2 protein-coding genes are annotated in these 1,117 nt (G+C 46.3%); both read left to right on the top strand.

The features are described from left to right. Nucleotides 1–295 (top strand): histidine kinase dimerization/phospho-acceptor domain-containing protein (locus F6K51_RS38890; protein WP_365940685.1); only part of this gene is annotated, 295 nt, incomplete at its 5' end. Between the two features lie 47 nt (nt 296–342). Further along, nucleotides 343–1,117, top strand: a 775-nt coding sequence (locus F6K51_RS37900) for an ATP-binding protein (RefSeq protein ID WP_365940684.1), incomplete at its 3' end; no start/stop codon positions are given.

Below are 1,117 nucleotides of genomic sequence, written 5' to 3'. Positions count from 1 at the left end.
GCTTCTTTCCGCTATTGCTGAACAAGATGAGTTAGGTCAGGTGGTTCGGTCTCTAGCGGTTATGGTTGATGTCACTGCTCGCAACCGAGCGGAAGCCGCACTCCAACATGCTAAAGAGGCTGCGGACGTCGCCAATCGTGCCAAAAGCGAATTCCTGGCTAACATGAGCCACGAACTAAGAACCCCCCTTAATGGTATCCTCGGCTACACCCAAATCCTCAAAAAGTCCAAAACCATGACCCCGAGGAACTCAAAGGCGTCCACATCATTCATCAGTGTGGTTCACACCTGTTAACCCTGATTAACGACATTCTAGATCTATCCAAAATTGAAGCCAGGAAAATGGAACTCGTTCCTAGAAATTTTCATTTTTCCTCCTTTCTGGAAAACCTGGTTGACATCTGCAGTATCCGCGCTAATCAGAAGGACATTGTATTTACTTACCAACCCCTTTCTCAACTCCCCAATGGCATCTATGGGGATGAGAAACGCCTACGACAAGTACTGATGAATCTCCTAAGTAATGCCATCAAGTTTACTGACTCTGGGGAAGTAACCTTGAAAGTGAGTGTCCTTGAATCTACCCAAAAGGATATCTCCCCATCACCCTCCTTCACAAGGGAGCTTAACAAAGAAAAAAGGACAAAAATCCGGTTTCAAGTAGAAGATACTGGGATTGGTATAACCCCAGAGCAATTACAAAAGATTTTTTTACCCTTTGAGCAAGTAGGAAATCCCTTTCCCAAAGCAGAAGGGACAGGATTGGGATTAGCGATTACTCAGAAACTCCTGTGTATGATGAACTCTACCTTAGAAGTCAGGAGCCAGCCGGAAATTGGCAGTGTGTTTTGGTTTAATTTGGAGTTGCCAGAAGCCACAGAAAGCTTAGATGCCCCCATGGCTTCTCAAACAGGGATCATTGGCTTCAAAGGCCAGGGGCGGAAAATCCTGGTGGTGGATGATAAATGGGAAAATCGCATGGTTTTGGTTAATCTGCTTGCCCCCCTTGGGTTTGAACTGGTGGAGGCCACCAACGGTCAAGAGGGTTTGGAGAAAGCTCAGTGTCAGCCTGAGGTAATTATTACGGACTTGCTCATGCCAGGGATGAATGGTTGGA

The sequence above is a fragment of the Moorena sp. SIO3I8 genome (assembly GCF_010692325.1).
Lineage (GTDB): Bacteria > Cyanobacteriota > Cyanobacteriia > Cyanobacteriales > Coleofasciculaceae > Moorena.
This window is presented reverse-complemented; position numbering and strand designations above follow the sequence as displayed.